General features: G+C 62.2%; 16 protein-coding genes and 1 pseudogene. 6 read left to right on the top strand and 11 right to left on the bottom strand.

The features are described from left to right. The first annotated feature begins 44 nt into the window (after nt 1-44). Nucleotides 45-1,238: a D-amino acid dehydrogenase gene (locus tag ACI2KG_RS09430; RefSeq protein ID WP_404661682.1), complete on the top strand. Its 1,194-nt coding sequence runs from the start codon at nt 45-47 to the stop codon at nt 1,236-1,238. Between the two features lie 282 nt (nt 1,239-1,520). Here ACI2KG_RS09430 and ACI2KG_RS09425 read toward each other — a convergent pair whose 3' ends face one another. The 3 genes from ACI2KG_RS09425 to ACI2KG_RS09415 form a co-directional block, all read right to left on the bottom strand. Then, the gene (locus ACI2KG_RS09425) at nt 1,521-2,249 is read right to left on the bottom strand and encodes an aspartate/glutamate racemase family protein (RefSeq protein ID WP_404661681.1); all 729 of its coding nucleotides are present in this window, start codon (nt 2,247-2,249) and stop codon (nt 1,521-1,523) included. A 16-nt stretch (nt 2,250-2,265) separates the two neighbouring features. Further along, entirely contained in the window at nt 2,266-3,798 is a 1,533-nt protein-coding gene (locus ACI2KG_RS09420; RefSeq protein WP_404661680.1) for an NCS1 family nucleobase:cation symporter-1, read from the bottom strand. A 559-nt stretch (nt 3,799-4,357) separates the two neighbouring features. After that, nucleotides 4,358-4,795, bottom strand: a complete 438-nt coding sequence (locus ACI2KG_RS09415; protein ID WP_404661679.1) for an Lrp/AsnC family transcriptional regulator — start codon at nt 4,793-4,795, stop codon at nt 4,358-4,360. Nucleotides 4,796-4,928: 133 nt separating this feature from the next. Here ACI2KG_RS09415 and ACI2KG_RS09410 point away from each other — a divergent pair, with 133 nt between their 5' ends. Together ACI2KG_RS09410 and ACI2KG_RS09405 are read left to right on the top strand one after the other, a co-directional pair. Next, nucleotides 4,929-5,828, top strand: a complete 900-nt coding sequence (locus tag ACI2KG_RS09410) for a DMT family transporter (protein WP_404661678.1) — start codon at nt 4,929-4,931, stop codon at nt 5,826-5,828. Nucleotides 5,829-6,026: 198 nt separating this feature from the next. Beyond that, on the top strand, nt 6,027-6,953 hold the full coding sequence (locus tag ACI2KG_RS09405; protein ID WP_400613904.1) for a class I SAM-dependent methyltransferase: 927 nt from the start codon (nt 6,027-6,029) through the stop codon (nt 6,951-6,953). Nucleotides 6,954-7,074: 121 nt separating this feature from the next. Here the strand turns inward: ACI2KG_RS09405 and ACI2KG_RS09400 are convergent, their stop codons facing one another. Next, nucleotides 7,075-9,099 carry a mechanosensitive ion channel family protein gene (locus tag ACI2KG_RS09400; RefSeq protein ID WP_404661677.1) on the bottom strand — a complete coding sequence of 675 codons (2,025 nt, stop codon included), beginning with the start codon at nt 9,097-9,099 and terminating at the stop codon, nt 7,075-7,077. A gap of 307 nt (nt 9,100-9,406) precedes the next feature. Here ACI2KG_RS09400 and ACI2KG_RS09395 point away from each other — a divergent pair, with 307 nt between their 5' ends. The 3 genes and pseudogenes from ACI2KG_RS09395 to ACI2KG_RS09385 form a co-directional block, all read left to right on the top strand. Continuing rightward, nucleotides 9,407-10,918 (top strand): MFS transporter, encoded by a 1,512-nt coding sequence (locus ACI2KG_RS09395; RefSeq protein ID WP_404661676.1) that lies wholly within the window; start codon nt 9,407-9,409, stop codon nt 10,916-10,918. A 128-nt stretch (nt 10,919-11,046) separates the two neighbouring features. Beyond that, nucleotides 11,047-12,288 (top strand): condensation domain-containing protein, encoded by a 1,242-nt coding sequence (locus tag ACI2KG_RS09390; protein ID WP_404661675.1) that lies wholly within the window; start codon nt 11,047-11,049, stop codon nt 12,286-12,288. 58 nt (nt 12,289-12,346) lie between these two features. Next, a pseudogene (locus ACI2KG_RS09385) lies at nt 12,347-12,691 on the top strand (phosphopantetheine-binding protein); the annotation flags it as partial. Here ACI2KG_RS09385 and ACI2KG_RS09380 read toward each other — a convergent pair. The 7 genes from ACI2KG_RS09380 to ACI2KG_RS09350 form a co-directional block, all read right to left on the bottom strand. After that, nucleotides 12,605-12,781 carry a hypothetical protein gene (locus ACI2KG_RS09380; RefSeq protein ID WP_404661739.1) on the bottom strand — a complete coding sequence of 59 codons (177 nt, stop codon included), beginning with the start codon at nt 12,779-12,781 and terminating at the stop codon, nt 12,605-12,607. The pseudogene ACI2KG_RS09385 and the gene ACI2KG_RS09380 overlap by 87 nt on opposite strands. A gap of 33 nt (nt 12,782-12,814) precedes the next feature. Next, complete coding sequence (locus ACI2KG_RS09375) at nt 12,815-13,444, bottom strand: DUF1062 domain-containing protein (protein ID WP_404661674.1); 630 nt, start codon at nt 13,442-13,444, stop codon at nt 12,815-12,817. Nucleotides 13,445-13,842: 398 nt separating this feature from the next. Further along, nucleotides 13,843-14,841, bottom strand: coding sequence for a sulfate ABC transporter substrate-binding protein (locus ACI2KG_RS09370; protein WP_404661673.1), 999 nt, complete (start codon nt 14,839-14,841; stop codon nt 13,843-13,845). Between the two features lie 206 nt (nt 14,842-15,047). Next, entirely contained in the window at nt 15,048-15,869 is an 822-nt protein-coding gene (locus ACI2KG_RS09365) for an ion transporter (RefSeq protein ID WP_400613939.1), read from the bottom strand. Nucleotides 15,870-15,913: 44 nt separating this feature from the next. Next, nucleotides 15,914-16,786, bottom strand: a complete 873-nt coding sequence (locus ACI2KG_RS09360) for an urea transporter (RefSeq protein ID WP_404661672.1) — start codon at nt 16,784-16,786, stop codon at nt 15,914-15,916. 203 nt (nt 16,787-16,989) lie between these two features. Next, complete coding sequence (gene pyk / locus ACI2KG_RS09355) at nt 16,990-18,405, bottom strand: pyruvate kinase (protein WP_201202117.1); 1,416 nt, start codon at nt 18,403-18,405, stop codon at nt 16,990-16,992. Then, nucleotides 18,402-19,676, bottom strand: coding sequence for a glycerate kinase (locus ACI2KG_RS09350; protein ID WP_404661671.1), 1,275 nt, complete (start codon nt 19,674-19,676; stop codon nt 18,402-18,404). Before ACI2KG_RS09350 ends, pyk begins: the two co-directional genes overlap by 4 nt. Between the last annotated feature and the right edge of the window lie 123 nt (nt 19,677-19,799).

Genomic DNA, 19,799 nt, shown 5'->3' with positions numbered 1-19,799 from the left:
TCCGCTGTTACTGTTCAGGCAGGGCGCTGGAACAGGGATGAGCGATGACACAGCAGGTAACGGTAATCGGTGGTGGCGTGGTGGGGCTGGCGACGGCCTACGCGCTGGTTCATGAGGGGTATTGCGTCGACCTGATCGAGGCCCGCGACAGCCTGGCCTCGGCCACCAGCTTCGCCAACGGCGGGCAGTTGTCCTATCGCTACGTGGCGCCGCTGGCCGATGCCGGGGTGCAGTGGCAGGCACTGGGCTGGTTGCTGCAAGGTGAATCGCCGCTGCGCCTGCGTTTGCGCCTGGACCCGGCGCAGTGGCGTTGGTTGCTGGCGTTTACCCTGGCGTGCCGACGCAGCGTCAATCGGCGCAATGCCGGGCAACTGCTGGAGTTGGCGTTGTACAGCCAACGCGTGCTGGCGCAATGGCGCGAACAGCAGAACCTGGGTGATTTTGGCTGGCGGCGCAATGGCAAGCTGGTGGCCTACCGCAGCGAGAAGGCTTTTGCCCATGGTCGAGCGCAATTAACTGATCCAGCTGGCCAGCGAGTGCTCACGGCAGCCGAGCTGCGGGCACTGGAACCTGCACTGGATGGCGCACCGTTCGTGGGTGGCGTGTACACGCCAGACGAAGAGGTCGGTGATTGCCACTTGTTTTGCCAGCGTCTGGAGGCGCTGTTACGCGCTTCGGGCCAGTGCCGTTTTGTGCTTGGCCGGACAGTGACGAAGCTGGTTACGCGCCAGGACCAAGTCGTAGCGCTACAAGTGGGCGAGGAGCAGTGGGCCGTGCAGCAGTTGGTACTGTGCGCCGGGCACCGCGGCCCGGGGCTGGCGTTGCCGGGTTTGCAGATTCCGGTCTACCCCTTGAAAGGCTATAGCCTGACGGCGCCGATCGCTGCCGGTCACTGTGCGCCGGAGGTGAGCCTTACCGACTATGAGCGCAAGATCGTCTACGCCCGCCTGGGCCAGCAACTGCGGGTGGCGGCGATGGTGGATATTGTCGGTTTCGACGAGTCGGTGGAGCGGCGCAGGTTGCAAAGCATGCGGCGGCTGGCGCTGGAGACGTTGCCGAAGGCAGCGGATTATGGCCAGGCGGTGGAGTGGGCGGGGATGCGGCCGGCGACCCCGACCGGGGTGCCGATCATAGGTGGCACGGTGTATCGCAATGTGTGGCTGAACCTGGGGCATGGGGCTTTGGGGTTCACTCTGGCTTGCGGCAGTGCGCAGCGGTTGGCCAGGATGTTGGGTTGACCGTACCGGCCCTATCGCCGGCAAGCCAGCTCCCACACAGGCTGTGTGAAAACCCCCGTCACTTTTCGATGATCGCGCTCGTACGTGAAATCTGAAAAGAGTTGGCTGCTCAGCAGACCCAGATTTTGCGTAAGAGCGCGATTTTTAGGATGTTTTTGAACAGCTACATCGGTCGGGAGGTTTTCACACAGCCTGCACAGGTCCAGCACAGGTCTTGAAGATTCTGCCATTCCTGTGGGAGCTGGCTTGCCGGCGATAGGGCCGGTGCAGGCAAAGAGAAGGCTATCGACCTAACCGCATCGGCCACCCCACCACCTTCTTCACCCGCGGCGTTGCATAGGTACGCACCTTGGAAGTACTCAACCCCATGCGCACCAGCGATTCGGCAATGGTCACCGCCGCACTCACCCCATCCACCACCGGCACCCCTGTGCGCTGGCGAATTTGCTCGTCCAGCCCGGCCATGCCACCGCAACCCAGGCAGATCACTTCGGCCTTGTCGTCACGCACGGCGCGTACGGCCTGCTCGACAATCGCCTCCACGGCCCGCTGCGGGTCGGCTTCCAGTTCCAGTACCGCCAGCCCGCTGGCCCGCACCGAGGCGCAGCGGTCATACAGGCCCGACAGTTTCAGGCGGTCCTCGATCAGCGGCACAGTCCGGTCCAGGGTGGTCACCACCGAGTAGGCATGGCCCAAGTACATGGCCGTGCTGGCGGCGGCATCGGTAATGTCCACCACCGGGACATTGAGCAGTTCCTGCAAGCCCTCGCGGCCGTGCTCGCCGTAACCGGCCTGGATCACGGCGTCATAGGGGCCATCGTAGGCCAACACGCGGTCCATCACCGCAATGGCGGCCAGGTAGCTTTCGAAGTTGCCTTCTACCGACTCGGCGCCGAACCACGGGGTAAGGCCGATGATTTCAGTGCCGGGCGCGGCGACCACACGGGCGTGCTCGGCAATGGCTTCAGTGATGGCTTCGGTGGTGTTGACGTTGGCGATCAGAATACGCATGGGCAGTCTTCCCTGATTAATGGCTGCTGTGGTCGACGGCGATGCACTCGCCGCTGACGTCGTGGTATTGGCGATTGCGTGGTGCGATCAGCAGGTAGATAGCGGCGGCGATGCCGGCACCGATCAGCCAGGAGAACGGCGCGACGCTGTGGAAGTTGGGCACCAGGGCCAGGATGATGGCCAGCAATGCGGCCGGTACGAAGGCGGCTACGGCGCGCAGGTTGATGCCTTTGCTGTAGTGGTAGGCGCCGGCCGGGTCTTCGCTGTACAGCTGGGGCACGTTGATGCAGCCTTTGCGCAGCAGCCAGTAGTCGGACATGATCACCCCGTACAGCGGGCCGAGCAGGGCGCCCAGGCCTGACAGGAAGTACACGATCACCAATGGGCTGTTGTACAGGTTCCACGGCATGATCAGCACCGCCAGGGTGGCGCTGATCAGCCCGGCGCGGCGGAAGTTCAGGTGGCGTGGCGCCAGGTTGCTGAGTACGAAGGCCGGCGCGACGAAGTTGGCCATGATGTTCACCGCCACGGTGACGATCAGGAAGGCCAGGCAACCGAGTACCAGGAACGGTGTGCTGGGGATGGCGGCGACGATCTGCGTCGGGCTGTCGATGATCTGGCCGTTGATCTGGAACTGTGCGCCGCACAGCACCACGGTGATCACCGCGAACACCAGGATGTTTACCGGCAGGCCCCAGAAGTTGCCGACGCGGATGGTCTTGCGGCACGGCGAGGAACGGGCGAAGTCACAGAAGTTCAGCACCAGGGTGCCGTAGATCGCCAGCCACAGGGCGCCACCGGCAAAGATGTTGCGCCACATCTCGTAGCCGCTCAGCGGCTCGGCCACCGACCAGGCGATGCGCGCATCGGCCTTGACGTACATGAACACTGCCAGCGCCGCGACAGTCAGCAGTATCACCGGGCCGGCGAAGCCTTCGTAGCGGCGCACCATCTCCATGCCGTAGGCAAGGATCACCAGCTGTACCAGCCAGATCGCCACGAAACACACCCAGCCCAGGCTCGACAGGCCGAGGATGCTGTCGTGGTCGTAGGCGGCCAGTTGCGGCCATACGGCGGTGAGCAGCACGCGCAGCACCACCGAGGCCAGGTAGGTCTGGATGCCGAACCAGGCGATGGCGATGACCGCGCGGATCAGCGCCGGGATCTGCGCGCCGTGGATGCCGAAGGCGATGCGGCTGATGACCGGGAACGGCACGCCGGTTTTCTGCCCCATGTAGCCGGACAGGTTCATGAAGAAGTACACCAGCGCCGCGCCGATGGCCAGCGACAAGAGTATTTGCCAGCCACCCAGACCAAGGGCGAACAAGCCCATGGCGAACGAATAATTGGCGATATTGTGCACATCGTTTGTCCACAACGCGAAGATGCTATAGCCGCCCCAGCGCCGTCCTTCGCTGCGGGTTGGCGCGAGGTCGCGGTTGTGCAGGCGCGGGCTCAGGGCAAGTTCCGGCTGTTGGCCGGCGAGGCTGGAAGCGGGGTGGGTGCTGGCGACGGATTGTTCAGGGGCAAGGTCGAGGCTGCTACTCATTCCGGCGGGCTCCTGATGCACATGGACTGCGATGAGCGGGCATGCGCACGGGCTCGCCATCTCGTCGGTGCAGCGTTGGCATCACAGGGTTCTGGGCGCGACGGCCAACATTGGGTCGGCGTCGCGGGTTCTTGTGTATTTATGTTTTGCTTGGGTTGTATACAAAACACGAACACACAAAAGCCATTTCTGTGCCAAGGAAAAGTCAACTTTCGGCGGGGCGGTATCTGGACTCTATCTTGTTGAAAGATAACTTAATGAAATGTGGGAATTATAAGTTGACCAAATGAACAGGTTTAATTTTTAAGATCATTATTTAGTTGATCATTTGGTCAGAATTAGTTGCGAGTAGGGTGTAACGTATTGGGGCGTTACCTTGAAAAGTGCACACAAAAATGGCACTTAAGGTGACATTCTTGTGTACAAAAATGGTCAGCTTTTTCCTGTGCCGGCCCTATCGCCGGCAAGCCAGCTCCCACAGGTCCGCCACAGGTTTCGAGACTGATGGAGCACTTTGTGGGAGCTGGCTTGCCGGCGATAGGGCCGCTCCAGGAGAACATCAATCCATCGGCGGCAACCGCCGCTTCACCGGGCTTTTCTTGATGATGGCGGTGTTGGTCTCGGCCAGCACATTGATGCGGTCGAGCAGGGTGTCCAGCTGTTCCATCGAGCGCACATGCAGCCGGGCGATGAAGCAGTCCTCGCCAGTAACCTTGTCGCATTCGGTGAACTCGGGGATGGCAATGATCTGTCGCTCCACTTCTTGCAACTGCCCCGGCAGCGGGCGAATGCGCACGATGGCCTGCAACTGGTAGCCAAAGGCGCGCGGGTCGACTTCCACGGTGTAGCCGCGCAGCACGCCGCGTTCTTCCAGGCGGCGCAGGCGTTCGCTGACACTGGGCGCAGACAACCCACTGATTTGCGCCAACGCCTTTAGCGAGCGGCGCGAGTCGTCCATCAGTGCGTTGATCAGCAGTTGGTCGATGCTGTCGGTCATGCTTACCTCAACAGGCAATTCAGGGTATTTGCCTTGATAGTAAAGGCAAGCTTGTCGATTTGCCTTGGATATCCGCTGGAAGGCGGGCGGGCTGCCTTTGCATACTAGTGCCATCGTCAACGGGAGGTGTGAGATGGACAGTTCATTGCGCCGTGGCTCGCTGGAAATGGTGGCTGCCATGCTGATTTCCGGGACCATCGGGTGGTTCGTGCTGGTGTCGGGCCAACCGGTGCTGGAGGTGGTGTTCTGGCGCTGCGTATTTGGAGCCCTGACCCTGCTGGTGATTTGCGCCGCTTTCGGCTATCTGCGCCCAGGTGTGATCAGCCGCACGGCGTTCCTGTTGGCGATTGCCAGCGGCGTGGCCATTGTCGGCAACTGGTTGCTGTTGTTCGCCTCGTACTCGCGGGCGTCGATTGCCATCGGCACGGCGGTGTACAACGTGCAGCCGTTCATGCTGGTGGGGTTGGCGGCGCTGTTTCTGGGTGAGAAGATCACCCTGGCCAAGGTGACCTGGCTGAGCGTGGCGTTCCTTGGCATGCTGGCCATCGTCAGTGCCCATGGTGCAGGGCAGGGCGGTGGCGAGGACTATTTGCAAGGCATTGCCTTCGCGTTGGGGGCGGCGTTGCTGTATGCCATTGCGGCGCTGATCATCAAGCGCCTGAGCGGCACGCCGCCGCACCTGATTGCGTTGATACAGGTGAGCACCGGTGTGTTGCTGCTGGCGCCGTGGGTCAAGCTTGGCGGGTTGCCGGGTGAAGTACCGGCGCTGGCCAGTTTGCTGACCTTGGGCATGGTGCATACCGGCTTGATGTATGTGCTGCTGTATAGTGCTATTCAGCGTTTGCCGACGGCGTTGACCGGGGCGTTGTCGTTTATCTATCCGATTGCAGCGATCTTGGTGGACTGGGTGGCGTTCGGGCACCGCCTGGCGCCGTTGCAGTGGCTGGGGGTGGGGTTGATTCTGCTGGCAGCGGCGGGGATGCAGCAGGGGTGGTGGTTCAGACCTAAGGCGTTAGTTATCAAGGGCCATTGAGGCCGCTTCGCGCCCTATCGCCGGCAAGCCAGCCACAGGTATTGCACAGGTCTAAAACTTGTGCAGTACCTGTGAGAGCAACTGCCTGCATCAATTTCCAGAAGCTTGCGCGATCCCTGTGGGAGCTGGCTTGCCGGCGATAGGGCGCGAAGCGGCCTCAGCGGGTAGAATGCGGCTTTTGCCAGCCTGCGACCCATCATGACTTCGCCAATCGCCACCCTCGAGCAACACCTGCTCGCCGCCCTTGACCCTGCCCCACAGGAAACCCGCCGCCTGTTCCACGGCCGCGGCCGCTGCTGGGCGGGCCTGGAGCAGGTCACCGTCGACTGGCTGCAAGGCGTGCTGTCGGTGGCCCTGTTCCGCGAACCGCCCGAGGGCCAGCTGGCCGAGCTGGAAGCCATGTTGCGCAGGGTGGCCGAGCGCCCGCAGTGGGCCGGCCAGGCCATCATCATCCAGCACCGCTACCTGCCCGACAGCCCGGGCCAGTGGCTGCTGGGCGAACCGTGCCAGCAACGCGAAGTGGTCGAGGACGGCCTGACCTACCTGCTGGACCTGGGCGTGAGGCAGAACAACGGCCTGTTCCTCGACATGCGCTATGGCCGCCGTTGGGTGCGTGAGCAGGCGGCGGGCAAGCGTGTGCTGAACCTGTTTGCCTACACCTGCGGGTTCTCGGTGGCAGCCATTGCCGGCGGCGCCGAGCAGGTGGTGAACCTGGACATGGCCAAGTCGGCCCTGTCGCGGGGCCGGGACAACCATCGCCTGAATGGCCATGATGCTTCGCGGGTGGCCTACCTGGGGCATGAGCTGTTCAAGTCGTGGGGCAAGGTGCGCAAGTACGGGCCATACGACCTGATCATCATCGACCCGCCGACCTTCCAGCGCGGCAGCTTTGTGCTGACTCAGGATTACGCGAAGATCCTGCGGCGTTTGCCGGAGTTGTTGAGCGCGGGTGGGACGGTACTGGCGTGTGTGAACGACCCGGGAATCGGGCCGGAGTTTTTGATCGAGGGGATGGCTGAGCAGGCGCCTTCGTTGGTGTTTGTCGAGCGGCTGGAGAACCCGCCGGAGTTTCCGGATGTGGACCCGGCGGGGGGGCTCAAGGCCTTGGTATTCCGGCAGGTTTGATGTTGCCATTGCTGGCCCTTTCGCGGGTAAACCCGCTCCTACCAGGGATCCTCAGGCTCGAATGTTGCGAGGTCCCTGTGTAGGAGCGGCTTTAGCCGCGAAAGGGCCGGCACAGGCAACATCAAGCCCCAAGGGCCTGCACCGGCAACGGATACACCTGGGCAAAACTCACATTCTCAGTCTGGTCCACCCGTTTCTTCAGCCGCTCATTGAACGCCCGGCTCACCGCATACTGCCCGCCGGAAATGGTGCGGAACTGCGCCGTCAGCACAAACCCGTTCAAGTCCATACGGTCAACCCCGAACACTTGCAGCGGGCCTTGCAGGTTGATGCGCAGTAGCGGGTCTTCGCTGATCGACTTGCCCACTTCATGAATCAGCGCGAGTGACGCATCCACATCACTGTCGTACGTGAACTGTACCGAGAAGAACGCATAGGCAAACTGCCGTGACTGGTTGGTAACCGCCTTGATCTGGCCAAACGGTACCGAGTGCACGAAGCCCTTGCCATCACGCAGGCGCAGGGTGCGGATGGTCAGGCTTTCGACGGTGCCAGCATGGCCGGAGTCGAGTACCACCCAGTCGCCAATCGAGATGGTGTCCTCGATCAGGATGAACAAGCCGGTAATCACATCCTGCACCAGTTGCTGCGAACCGAAACCGATGGCCAGGCCGATCACCCCGGCACCGGCCAGCAGCGGCGCGACGTTGATGCCCAGGTTGGCCATGGTGGTGATGGTGCAGATGACGATCAGGATCACTTTGATGGCGTTGCGCAGCATCGGCAGGATGGTCCGCACGCGGGTACTCGGCTGACGCGCACTGCGCCGGCCGACGGCTGGTTTGAGCGCTTCCTGGATGGCGGTATCCAGCACCACCCACAACAGCCAGGTGACCAGCAGGATCAGGCCGATGCTCGACAGCGAGTTGCTGATCGCCTGGCCCAGGCTGTTGCTGAGGGCGAAGCCGATCACCGAGAAGCCCCAGATGCGCCCCAGCAGCTCGATGAAGGCTACGGCCATGGCAATGCGCAGCAAGGCGTGGGCGAGGCTGCGCAGCAGTTCCTTGTAGGGCCGCACGCGCTGTGCGGGGTCGCTCTCACGCGGGGCCAGCAGGTGTTGCAGCAAGGTGCTGAGGAACACGGTCGAGACCAGCAGCACGGTGGTCAGCAAAGCTTTCTGCAAGGCCTTCTGGCTTTCTGCACCGGCGCCGACCAGGTGAACCGCCGAGACCAGGATCATCAGCAGGATCGGCAGGTACCACAGCGCCGAGAAGATCCGCAGTGTTTCCTGCACGGCCCGGTGTTGCACGCGGTCCTTGAACGCGCGGTTGCGGATCAGGTGGGCGACCGGGCGGCGCAAGCGGATGACCAGGCTGGCGAAGATGAAGGTGGCGGTAAGCCCGGTAATCACGGCGACGCTGGCGGTGATGTTGCCGCCCAGCTGGCGGGCGATCTGTGGGCTGGTCAGGGCGTCGCTCCAGGCCGCGAGAAAACCGATGAGGAACAGCGGGCGTGGCGCCAGGCGCTTGATTACGGCGACGGCCGGGCGCTTATGGCCGGCGTCGAACAGGGTGACCAGGCAGAGGATGATTGAGGTCGAGAACAGGCCGCTGCTGGTGGCATAGGCCAGGCTCAGGCCCAGTGCGCGGGCCACCGACGGGTCGAGGAAGCGGCTGACGTACAACGTCAGTGGCAGGCTGGCCAGCGCTGGCAGGGTGTAGGGCAGCAGGTAGCCGAGCAGGCTGCTGGCGCGTTTGCGCTCGCGCAGCCAGGGGGTGCCTGACGTGCGCCGGGCCACCCAGCGGCCCAGGCTGGTAAGCACGGCGAAAGCGGCGGCCCAAGTGAGGGTGAGCAGCAGGAAGTTGCCGGCCAGTTGCAGCGAGTCGCTGGCCGAATGGCGGTCGACCAGGCGTTCGACCTCTTTGGCGGCGCGGTCGGTGCGCAAGCGCCAGGCGTCGACCAGGTGGGCGTCCAGGTCCAGCTCCTGGGCGGCGCTGTCCAGGCCATCGGCCAGGGCGCCCAGCAGGCCGCCTTGCAGCACCGGTTCGGGCTCGGCGGGTTGTTCTTCGGTGGGGGCGGGGTCGGCAGCCAACAGGTGGGTGCTCAGCAGGCAGCCAAGCAGCAGGGTAGAGAGGTAGCGCAGCACTGGAGTACTCCTTGGGCCGGGGTGAGCGGGGTTTGGTTACTCAAGGATCTGATTGGACAGGGAAAAGTTCGATGAAATGTCGGCGCATCCTTTGCAGGAGCCGAGATGAACGGCACGCTGTTAATGTAGGATTTATCTTACGGATATAACTTGTTTGTTTATATTTTGTTGCGTGAAGATTAATGGTTTTACAATTTTTAATATTTGAGTTTTTGCAATGTAGTTGGGCGCCTACTAGGATCCGGTTTCCATTTAGATGCGGTGCCGACAATCAGTGATCGGCTTGATCAAGGCAGGGAGAATGCCAATGTTCAATGGTTACCAGCGATGGCTAGTGTTGGTCGTTCTGTCCTTCGCCTTGCTATTGGTTGCGATCGACATGACGGTCCTTTATATCGCCTTGCCCACACTTACCCATGCGCTCGGGGCATCTACCTCCGAAAAGCTGTGGATCATAAATATGTATCCCTTGGTAGTTGCTGGCCTGTTACTGGGCGCCGGCACTTTGGGTGATCGTATCGGTCACCAGCGCTTGTTCGTGATCGGCCTTGTGCTGTTCGGAGTGGCGTCGCTTCTGGCTGCATTCGCGCCATCTTCCGCGCTGCTCATCCTGGCCAGGGGGGCACTGGGCGTCGGTGCGGCGGCCATGATGCCGGCCACGCTGGCGACCATCAGCCTCACCTTCGAGGATGAGCGTGAGCGCGGTTTGGCCATTGGCGTCTGGACGGCCGTGGCTTCCGGTGGTGCAGCGATAGGTCCGCTGATAGGGGGGGCGCTGCTCGAGCATTTCTGGTGGGGCTCGGTATTCCTGATCAACGTGCCCATTGTGCTGGTGGCCTTGGTGTTGTCCTTGCTCCTGATCAGGAACATGCCGCAGGCCAACGCCGGCCCATGGGACCTGCTTGGTTCCCTGCAGGCAATGGTGGGGCTCATCAGCCTGGCGTACCTCATCAAGGAGTTCGCCAAGCCTGAGCCCTCGCTGGCCGCGGCGCTAGGGGCGTTGGTCCTCTGCGCGGGCTTCGGCTGGTTGTTCGTGCGCGGGCAGCGCAAGCGCGGTTTTCCGTTGATCGACCTGCAGATTTTCCGCAGTCCCGCGTTCTCCTCTGCGGTCATCGCCAGCCTGGCCGCGGCCGGCTGCCTGATGGGCATCAACCTGGTACTGAGCCAGCGCTTGCAACTGGTGGTCGGGCTATCCCCGCTCGAGACCGGCCTGTATTTCCTGCCCCTTTCTGTGGGTGCGATCGTGGCAGGTCCGTTGAGCGGTTGGATGCTGCCCAAGGTTCGCTGTGACCGGTTCCTGGTGCTCGCACTGTTGATCTACGCCGGTGCCATTGGCCTGTTCATGTACAGTTTCAGCCATTCGGTCGCCCTGCAACTGCTACTGCTGTTCGTCATGGGCGCTTGCGTAGGGGCGAGCATGACCGGGGCGTCCACCACCATCATGGTCAGCGCGCCGCCGGAGCGAGCGGGCATGGCCGCGTCGGCCGAGGAAATCTCCTACGAGTTGGGAGGGGGGTTGGGCATTGCCTTCATGGGTAGCCTGATGTCGGTGGTATACAGCCGCTCCCTGGTAGTGCCCGAGCAGGCCGCCGACGCGGTACGCCTGCAGGACGGGATCGACAGCGCGCTGGCTGCTGCCGCGCAGATGCCCGCACCGCTGGGGCAGGAAGTCGCGGTGAATGCGCGATTGGCGTTCGACCAGGCGGTGTCATCGGTAATGATGGCCACCGTTGGGGTGCTGGTGGTGATCGCACTGTTGGTGTTTGTAAACTTTCGAAGGTATTCGACAGCTTCTGCCGAACAGCAAGTTTCTTCCTAATTCAGTCAAATAATGCTTGGCTCGGAACTGTTCGGTTGAATAGTTCCAGGCCCGGATTTGTGCTGCTTTAAATTTGGAGAGATGGCATGCGCCTACTATTGGGGCAATTGTATGATCAGCGTGCGGCCTTGCATCTGGAGCAGCGTTATGTTGGTGACGTGCTGATACCGCAGGAGCATCTTTATGCTGATCATTTGCGTGAGGCCGTTCGGTTTGTCGTGAAGAAGTATCCGGCACTTCGCGGCTGTTTCACGCGCAGCGAAGGCGAATGGCGCATGGACGTTCTTGCTGTGGACGCATTTCCCGTGGATCAGGCGTTACAGGTAGTTGCCGCCGCACCCGGGGTGTTACCTGGTGCACAGGCCCAGGCCAGCGTCGACGCACTGCTCGCGACCTCGACCCTGGTCCCTCCCTTGCTGAGGTACATCCTGCATGATGCCGACCAGGCCGAGGACCAGCGCCTGGTGCTTATCTTCCATCACCTGGTCTGCGATGGCATCTCTAGCCGGATACTCTGGCGGGACCTTTCCAAGGCCTATCGCGCCTCGATGCAGGGCTGCCCGCTCGACGACGAGGCCTGCGACAGTTATCCGGCTTTCGCACAGGAACTTGCCCAGTGCTACCGGGCACTGCCCGCCGAGGTGTCGCCAGCGCTCGGCGCCCCGGCACTTGTCGGGGTACTCGACCAGGCGGCAGGGGAACAGGCTGGCAAGGTCCTGGAGCATACCCTCGTGCGGCACAGCCTGCAGTTGGAGCCTGAGGCCGTGGATGAGCTGCGTCGATGCGCGGCCGAGTGGCAGGTGAGCTTTAGCGACTACCTGCTTGGTTGCTGGCTGCAAGTGCTGAGCCAAATCCAGGCTCACGGCTCGGTAGCGCTGCTGATGTGGGTTAGCCCGCATTTCGTTGGCCAATGGCAGACACCCGTCACCGAGCTGGTGGGGTCTGTGTCGTTCCCGCTCCCGGTGCGCTTGACGCTTCAGGCCGGACGCTGCCTGCGAGAAACCGCGCGGTCGGTCAGTGTCGAGGTAGAACAGGCCATGGCGCAGGCACACGCCTTCGCGATCCGGTATTTCAGCGGTGTCGCGGGCGCGCCGGTGCCTGACTTGCCTGCCATCGGTTTCAACTTTATCTCGGCGCACAAGCCGGGCGGCAGCCTGATTGGTTACCGGCTTGCCCCGGAGCAACTGCACATCGCGCGCGATCCTCGGCAGGTGGCCGACCTGTCATTGAGTTTCGAGGCCGAACTGTACGAGCAACGCTTGCGCCTTACCGTGCTGGTGGCCCCTGAGATGGCCCGTGTGCTCCCCATCGAGGCATTGGCCCACCGATTGTTCGAGGGCATGCGGCCGATCGCAATGGTTGAAGGTTGAGCACGACCGACTCACCGCCATGACAGGAAGCCATGGCTAAACCTAAAAGGACATCTGCATGAGTGCTGGATACCAGCAATTACTGGCGGTGGTGCTGACGCAACTGGCGTCGGCAAGTGATGGGGAGCGGGTAGAGGAGGACACCCGGCTGGGTAGTCTAGGCCTGGATTCGATCGCCGTGACCGGCCTGCTGGCTGCCTTGGAAACACAGCTGGAAAGGGATCTGGAACCCACCTTGTTCTGGCGCTTTGCGACCCCCGCGCAGTTGAGTCGGCACCTGTGCGGTGACGAAGGCGAGCGTGCCGAACCGCAGGGATCAAGGCTTGCAGATCACCGACAGGCGGTGGCGATCACGGGCCTTGCCTGCCGTTTTCCTGGGGCCGACGACAGCCTCGCGTTCTGGCGCTTGCTCGAAAACGGCGGCCGAGGCATCGGGAAAGGGAAAGCACAGCAGATTGAGTTTGTCGGGATGGGCGGGTTTTGCAAACAGCATGACAGTGTCCTCCTCCTAGAAAAAGCATTGATGTCAGGAGACTTCCACATTGGCTGTGCTTTCCACGAACGGTGGATCGAGCTGGTAGAGGCGTGCCAGGTTCATGCGCAGCGTCATGCTCTGCTTGAACTTGCGATTGAGGTCGCTTGGCGACAAGTCGAGCAACACGCCCTCGTCGATCAGGCGAGCGACCTGGCCGCGGGAAAGGCAGAGCTTGCGGGTGAGGATATTGATCAGGCGTACAGGAATGGGTTGCTCGAAGTCAAGGGTGATGGTCACCTGTTCGGTGTCAGTGAGCGCATACGGTGATGGCCCCTGTATCTCATAGCGTGGGGTCGGGCCGAGTTCGGCATGGTTGCGTTTCAATAAGCTGTAGTTGTAGGCGTAACGACGAACTTCATCAAGGTCATTATGCAGAAAGCGTTGATGAAGTTCAGGGTCAAGCTTGTTGGTGTTGATGCGGGCGTGGATGTCAATGTTCCATGTGTAGTCGCACTTCTCGCATTTGTAGATGTTCCAGATATCAAGAGTTTTTTTCCGGGCGTTGACCCTGAAAGTGCCGGCGGGTAGAAACAGTTTTTTGACTTCGCACGAAGGGCATCGTTTGGTAATTGGCTGATAGCCGAGCGGCTTTATCAACCAATTGATACGTCCATTTATCATTGGGTTGATCCTTTTCAAATTATCGACGGTACCTTAGCGCTTTGTGATTTTCTCGGCAAGGTAGCTTGAAAGGCAGGTGTGTACGAGATGTTTCTATATGTCAGAATTTTCTTACTAGTTTGTAAGTTATAGGTCTGGTGTTGGGGTGTGCTATTTCAAATAGTTTCTTGACTAGCAGGAATAGCGAAAGGGGTATGGAAGGGGGCGAAAAAAAAGGGGGCCAGAAGCCAAATGCCAGTCAGTTAAGAAGCTGAACAGGTTTGTCTTATTTGCAGCGCCTGTGCGATTGAGCGCCGCCCATTCGGCGCTCGATCGCGTAGGTACCAAAGGTCTCAAGGCAAGCACCTGACGCTCATACCGCTTAACTGACGGGCATTAGGGTCAGATGCCCCTCACGGTTATTGATTGGTATAGATCTGGTCAAACACCCCACCATCATTGAAGTGGGTCTTCTGCACGGTGCGCCAGTCACCAAAGGTCTTCTCCACCGACAGGAAGTCGACTTTCGGGAAGCGGTCGGTGTACTTGGCCAGCACCGTCGCGTCACGTGGGCGCAGGTAGTTGTTGGCGGCGATCTCCTGGGCTTCTGGCGACCACAGGTACTTCAGGTATTCCTCGGCCACGGCCTGGGTGCCTTTCTTGGCCACCACCTTGTCCACCACGCTCACCGGCGGCTCGGCTTCGGCCGATACGCTCGGGTAGACCACTTCGAACTGGTCGCGGCCGAACTCGCGGGCGATCATTTCGGCTTCGTTCTCGAAGGTCACCAGCACGTCGCCGATCTGGTTGGTCATGAAGGTGGTGGTCGCGGCACGGCCGCCGGTGTCCAGCACCGGGGCCTGCTTGAACAGCTTGCCGACAAAGTCCTTGGCCTTGGCTTCGTCACCGCCTTGCTTGAGCACATAACCCCACGCCGACAAGTAGGTGTAGCGGCCGTTGCCCGAGGTTTTCGGGTTGGGCACGATTACCTGCACGCCGTCCTTGAGCAGGTCGGGCCAGTCTTTCAGGGCTTTCGGGTTGCCCTTGCGCACGATGAACACAGTGGCCGAAGTGAACGGCGCGCTGTTGTTCGGCAGGCGGGTCACCCAGTTGTCCGGCACCAGCTTGCCATTGTCGACCAGGGCGTTGATGTCGGTGGCCATGTTCATGGTGATGACATCGGCCGGCAGGCCATCGATCACCGCCCGCGCCTGCTTGCTCGAGCCGCCGAAGGACATCTGCAGGTTGACCTTCTCTTTGTGTTCGGCCTCCCAGTGCTTCTGGAAGGCCGGGTTGTAATCCTTGTAGAAGTCGCGCATCACGTCGTAGGAAACGTTGAGCAGGGTAGGGGCGGCCTGGGCGAGGTTGCCCAGGGCCAGGCCTGCGGCGAGCAGCGAGGCGGTGAAGAGTTTTTTCACGTTGCTTCCTTGTTCTTGAAGGTTGTTGGGGCAGATTGCCAGCGACTATAGCGGGTGGGTTTGTGCGGGTTAAAGAACAAAAATGACTTTGGTTATATCGTTGGCAGTGCCGGCCTCTTCGCGGGTAAACCCGCTCCTACATTGCCAGCGTATCGCCAGCCATTGTAGGAGCGGGTTCACCCGCGAAGAGGCCAGCACAGGCAACATCAAAGCTTGGGAAACAACCCATTCCCACACCGGGAACAGAACGCCGCCCCATGCTCATGGGTCTTCTTGTGGCAGGTCGGGCAATCATGCTGCAGCTGTTCCCCGCGCATGGCATTGGCCAGCTCTGCGGTAAAGATCCCGGTCGGCACTGCAATGATCGAATAACCGGTAATCATCACCAGCGACGACAGCACCTGCCCCAGCGGCGTCTTCGGCACGATGTCGCCAAAGCCCACGGTGGTCAGGGTAACGATGGCCCAGTAGATGCCCTTGGGGATACTGGTAAAGCCATGCTCCGGGCCTTCAATCACATACATCAGCGTGCCGAACACCGTCACCAGGGTGGATACCGTCACCAGAAACACGATGATCTTCTGCTTGCTGCCGCGCAGCGCCTCCATCAGGTAATGGGCCTGCTTCAGGTACGGGCTGAGCTTGAGCACGCGGAAGATCCGCAGCATCCGGATCACCCGGATGATCAGCAGGTACTGGGCGTCGCTGTAGTACAACGCGATGATCCCCGGCACGATCGCCAGCAAGTCGACCAGGCCGTAGAAACTGAAGGCATAGCGCAGCGGCTTGGGCGAGCAGTACAGGCGGGTGATGTACTCGGCAAGGAAGATCGCGGTGAAGCCCCATTCGATGCCGGCCAGCAGGCCGGCGTAGCCTTGGTGTACCTCGTCGATGCTGTCGAGGATTACCGTGACCAGGCTGGCGAGGATGATCAGCAGGAGGATCTTGTCGAAGCGGCGGCCGGCTACGGTGTCGGTCTGGAAGACCATGATGTAAAGCCGCTCACGCAGGCTTGCAGGGTTGTTCATTGGCTCAATCCGAATTGCGATGGGCTGAGCCTAGGGGCTGCGTTTCAGCTGTGCAAGCGGCTGGCGTTGCGCTGCCTGGGCTGAGCCAGGTGGCTGCCTACATGCATCAGCCAGCAGGCGGCGACGAAGGGTGCGGTCAGGCCGGGCAGCGGTAACAGCTTGAACAGCGGTTGCAGCAGCAATGCCAAGGCAATCGCCAATAGCGTCACCCACGGCTTCTCACCTTGTCGGCTGAACGCCAATGCCGCCAGTGCGGCATTGAAGCCGCACAGGCCCAGCCAGGCGTCTTGGGCCTGATCGGCGAGCAACGCCACGCCACCACCGATGGCCGAGCCGATCACGGCCCACATGGCCGCATACGGGTTGGCGATGAACATGCCGACGATGATCAGCAAGCCGGCCAATGGCTGGTCGAGCAGGAAGATCTGCCCTACACCACGCGCCAGTGCAAACAGCGGGTCGGCTTCGACGAGGCCGCTGGGTACGGGGCTGGCCATCAGCAGGGTGGCCCAACCCAGCAGCACGAACGGTGCGGTGTAGGCGATCAGCAGCTTGCCGCCGCGTTTGCGCCACTGGTGGGTGATGATGCTGGACAGGCCACCGGCGGCGATGATCAGTGGTGGCAGGATGGCTGACCAGGGCAGCACGGCGCTGATCAGGATGCCGATGAGTACGCCGTTGTAGCAGTAAAGCCCGGCCTGGCGGTCGGCGCGGTCGTAGCCGCGGCGCTGGGCAGTGAGCAGGCCGGCGAGGGCGCCGAGCAGGGCGCCGCCGACCAGGCCGGGGGCGGTCAGCAGGATGGCCAGCAGGCAGCACAGGCCGCACAGGGGGTTGCGCAGCAGCAGCACCTGGCTGAAGCCGTTGAGTAACGCCGTGGCCCAGTCGGGGCACGGGTTGACGAAATTTTTGGTGTACATGGGGCAGTCAGTGAGGTTGATGTGAGCGGTGGGCCTCTTTGGGCCTCGGTTTTCCGCAGGTCTGGTAGATCGGTGTTCGGGGAGGGCTACGCCCTCCGATCGCGACACAAGGCCGCTCCTACAAATAGATCGCGTTAGCCTGAAGGTATCGCGGTCCCTGAGCGGCCTTGTGTCGCGATGGGGCGCAAAGCGCCCCCAAAATCTCAGATCAAAGTCTCGATCCGCAGCGTGTTAGTCGACCCCGGCTTGCCGAAAGGCACACCGGCAGTAATCAGCAGCGTGTCGCCACGGCTGGCCATGCCTTGTGCCTGGGCGATTTCCAGGGCGGTCGACACCACTTCATCAACCTGACGCAGGCGGTCGTTGACCACCGAGTGCACACCCCAGGCCACGCTCAGGCGGCGTGCGGTGTTCAGGTTCGGCGTCAGGTTGAGGATCGGTGCCCGTGGCCGCTCGCGCGCTGCGCGCAGGGTCGAGGCGCCCGACTCGCTGTAGTTGACCAGCACGGCCACCGGCAGGATGCCGCTGATACGGCGGATCGCGCAGCTGATGGCATCCGACACGGTGGCTTCGGCTTTTGGCCGGCCAACGTCGAGCTGGGCCTGGTAGTCCGGGCCGTTCTCTACCTGGCGGATGATCTTGCTCATCATCTGCACGGCTTCAAGCGGGTAGTCACCCGAGGCAGTCTCGGCCGACAGCATCACCGCATCGGCACCTTCGGCCACGGCGTTGGCCACGTCGGTGACTTCGGCGCGGGTTGGCGCTGGCGAGAAGCGCATCGATTCGAGCATCTGCGTGGCCACCACCACCGGCTTGCCCAGCTGGCGGCAGGTGCCGATGATGCGCTTCTGGATCTGCGGCACGCTTTCGGCCGGCACTTCCACGCCCAGGTCGCCACGGGCCACCATGATCGCGTCTGCAAGTTCCGCGATGGCTTGCAACTGTTCGACTGCCGAGGGCTTCTCGATCTTGGCCATCAGGTAGGCGCGGTCGCCGATCAGCTGGCGCGCCTCAACGATGTCTTCCGGCCGCTGCACGAACGACAGTGCCACCCAGTCCACGCCCAGCTCCAGGCCAAAGGCCAGGTCGCGGCGGTCTTTTTCGGTGAGTGGGGACAGGTCGAGCACCGCTTGCGGCACGTTGACGCCCTTGCGGTCGGACAGCTCGCCACCGTTCAGCACTTCAGTGTCGATCGCGTCGCTGTGCTTGGCGGTTACCCGCAGGCGCAGCTTGCCGTCGTCGAGCAGCAGGTCCATGCCGGGCTCCAGTGCGGCGATGATTTCCGGGTGCGGCAGGTTGACCCGCTGGCTATCACCCGGGGTCTTGTCCAGGTCCAGGCGCAGGGCCTGCCCGCGTTGCAGCTGCACCTTGCCTTCGGCAAAGCGGCCGACGCGCAGCTTCGGCCCCTGCAGGTCCATGAGGATGCCCAGCGGGTAGTTCAGCTGCTGCTCGACTTCGCGGATCCACTGGTAGCGCAGGGCGTGGTCAGCGTGTTCGCCGTGGCTGAAGTTGAGGCGGAAGATGTTCACCCCGGCTTCGACCAGTTGGCGGATGTCGTCGATGCCGTTGATCGCAGGGCCAAGGGTGGCGAGGATTTTGACTTTTTTATCAGGCGTCATGATGGGGCAGTCTCGAGGATCAGGATGGCGCGGAAGTCGTTGACGTTGGTGCGGGTCGGCTCGGTGACGATCAGCGCATCCAGCGCAGCGAAGTAGCCATAGCCGTTGTTGTTGTCCAGCTCGTCGCTGGCCGACAGGCCCAGGGCTTCGGCGCGGGCGTAGCTGGCCGGGGTCATGAAGGCGCCGGCGTTTTCTTCCGAACCGTCAATGCCGTCGGTGTCACCCGCCAGGGCGTACACGCCAGGCAGGCCCTTGAGGCTTTCGGTGAGGCTGAGCAGGAACTCGGCGTTGCGCCCGCCACGGCCATTGCCGCGCACGGTCACGGTGGTTTCGCCACCGGACAGGATCACGCAGGGCGCCTTCAGCGGCTGGCCGTGCAGCACGATTTGTCGGGCGATGCCGGCATGCACCTTGGCCACTTCGCGCGATTCGCCTTCCAGGTCGCCGAGGATCAGCGGGCTGAAGCCTGCCTGGCGGGCTTTGACTGCGGCGGCTTCGAGCGACTGCTGGGGCTTGGCGATCAGCTGGAAGTGGCTGCGGGCGAGAGCCGGGTCGTCGGCCTTGACGGTTTCCGAGGCTGGGTTGTTGAGCCAGTCGATCACCGCTTTTGGCGCTTCGATGTTGTAGCGCTTGAGAATGGCCAAGGCATCGGCCGAGGTGCTCGGGTCGGCCACGGTGGGGCCGGAAGCGATCACCGTGGCGAGGTCGCCGGGTACATCGGAGATAGCATAGGTGTAGACCGTGGCTGGCCAGCAGGCCTTGGCCAGGCGGCCGCCCTTGATCGCCGAGAGGTGCTTGCGCACGCAGTTCATCTCGCCGATGGTGGCGCCGGATTTGAGCAGCGCCTTGTTGATGTGCTGCTTGTCGGCCAGGGTCAGGCCCTCGGCCGGCAGGGCCAGCAGGGCAGAGCCACCGCCGGAGAGCAGGAAGATGACGCGGTCGTCTTCATTGAGGTTGCTGACCAGCTCCAGCACGCGCTTGGCCACGGCCAGGCCGGCGGCGTCAGGGACCGGGTGGGCGGCTTCGACCACCTCGATCTTCTGGCAGTTGGCGCCGTGGCCGTAACGGGTGACGACCAGGCCGGAGACTTCGCCCTGCCAGCTTTTCTCGACCACTTCGGCCATGGCGGCTGCGGCCTTGCCGGCGCCGATGACGATGACCCGGCCGCTACGGTCGGCGGGCAGGTAGGGTTCGAGGACTTGACGGGGGTGGGCGGCGGCGATGGCTGTGTCGAACAGGTCGCGGAGAATTTTTTGCGGATCGACCGACATGGCAGGCTCCCAATTATTGTTGTTCTGCAGAATCAAAAACGCCCCTGGAACTGCCTCCGTGCAGGCCGAACCAGGGGCGGTCCCCACAGCTGCAAGCTTCAAGCTACAAGCCGCAAGCAAAAG

It is taken from the genome of Pseudomonas sp. NPDC089407 (genome assembly GCF_044900445.1).
Taxonomy (GTDB): Bacteria; Pseudomonadota; Gammaproteobacteria; order Pseudomonadales; family Pseudomonadaceae; genus Aquipseudomonas.
Note: the sequence above shows the minus strand (reverse complement) of the source record. Positions and strands in the feature narration are given on the sequence as shown.

Excerpts from the sequence above, each read along its gene's own strand:
- ACI2KG_RS09430 (WP_404661682.1), top strand. The coding sequence starts at position 45 with ATGACACAGCAGGTAACGGTAATCGGTGGTGGCGTGGTGGGGCTGGCG.
- ACI2KG_RS09425 (WP_404661681.1), bottom strand. The coding sequence starts at position 2,249 with ATGCGTATTCTGATCGCCAACGTCAACACCACCGAAGCCATCACTGAA.
- ACI2KG_RS09420 (WP_404661680.1), bottom strand. The coding sequence starts at position 3,798 with ATGAGTAGCAGCCTCGACCTTGCCCCTGAACAATCCGTCGCCAGCACC.
- ACI2KG_RS09415 (WP_404661679.1), bottom strand. The coding sequence starts at position 4,795 with ATGACCGACAGCATCGACCAACTGCTGATCAACGCACTGATGGACGAC.
- ACI2KG_RS09410 (WP_404661678.1), top strand. The coding sequence starts at position 4,929 with ATGGACAGTTCATTGCGCCGTGGCTCGCTGGAAATGGTGGCTGCCATG.
- ACI2KG_RS09405 (WP_400613904.1), top strand. The coding sequence starts at position 6,027 with ATGACTTCGCCAATCGCCACCCTCGAGCAACACCTGCTCGCCGCCCTT.
- ACI2KG_RS09395 (WP_404661676.1), top strand. The coding sequence starts at position 9,407 with ATGTTCAATGGTTACCAGCGATGGCTAGTGTTGGTCGTTCTGTCCTTC.
- ACI2KG_RS09380 (WP_404661739.1), bottom strand. The coding sequence starts at position 12,781 with ATGCTGTTTGCAAAACCCGCCCATCCCGACAAACTCAATCTGCTGTGC.
- ACI2KG_RS09375 (WP_404661674.1), bottom strand. The coding sequence starts at position 13,444 with ATGATAAATGGACGTATCAATTGGTTGATAAAGCCGCTCGGCTATCAG.
- ACI2KG_RS09365 (WP_400613939.1), bottom strand. The coding sequence starts at position 15,869 with ATGAACAACCCTGCAAGCCTGCGTGAGCGGCTTTACATCATGGTCTTC.
- ACI2KG_RS09360 (WP_404661672.1), bottom strand. The coding sequence starts at position 16,786 with ATGTACACCAAAAATTTCGTCAACCCGTGCCCCGACTGGGCCACGGCG.
- pyk (WP_201202117.1), bottom strand. The coding sequence starts at position 18,405 with ATGACGCCTGATAAAAAAGTCAAAATCCTCGCCACCCTTGGCCCTGCG.
- ACI2KG_RS09350 (WP_404661671.1), bottom strand. The coding sequence starts at position 19,676 with ATGTCGGTCGATCCGCAAAAAATTCTCCGCGACCTGTTCGACACAGCC.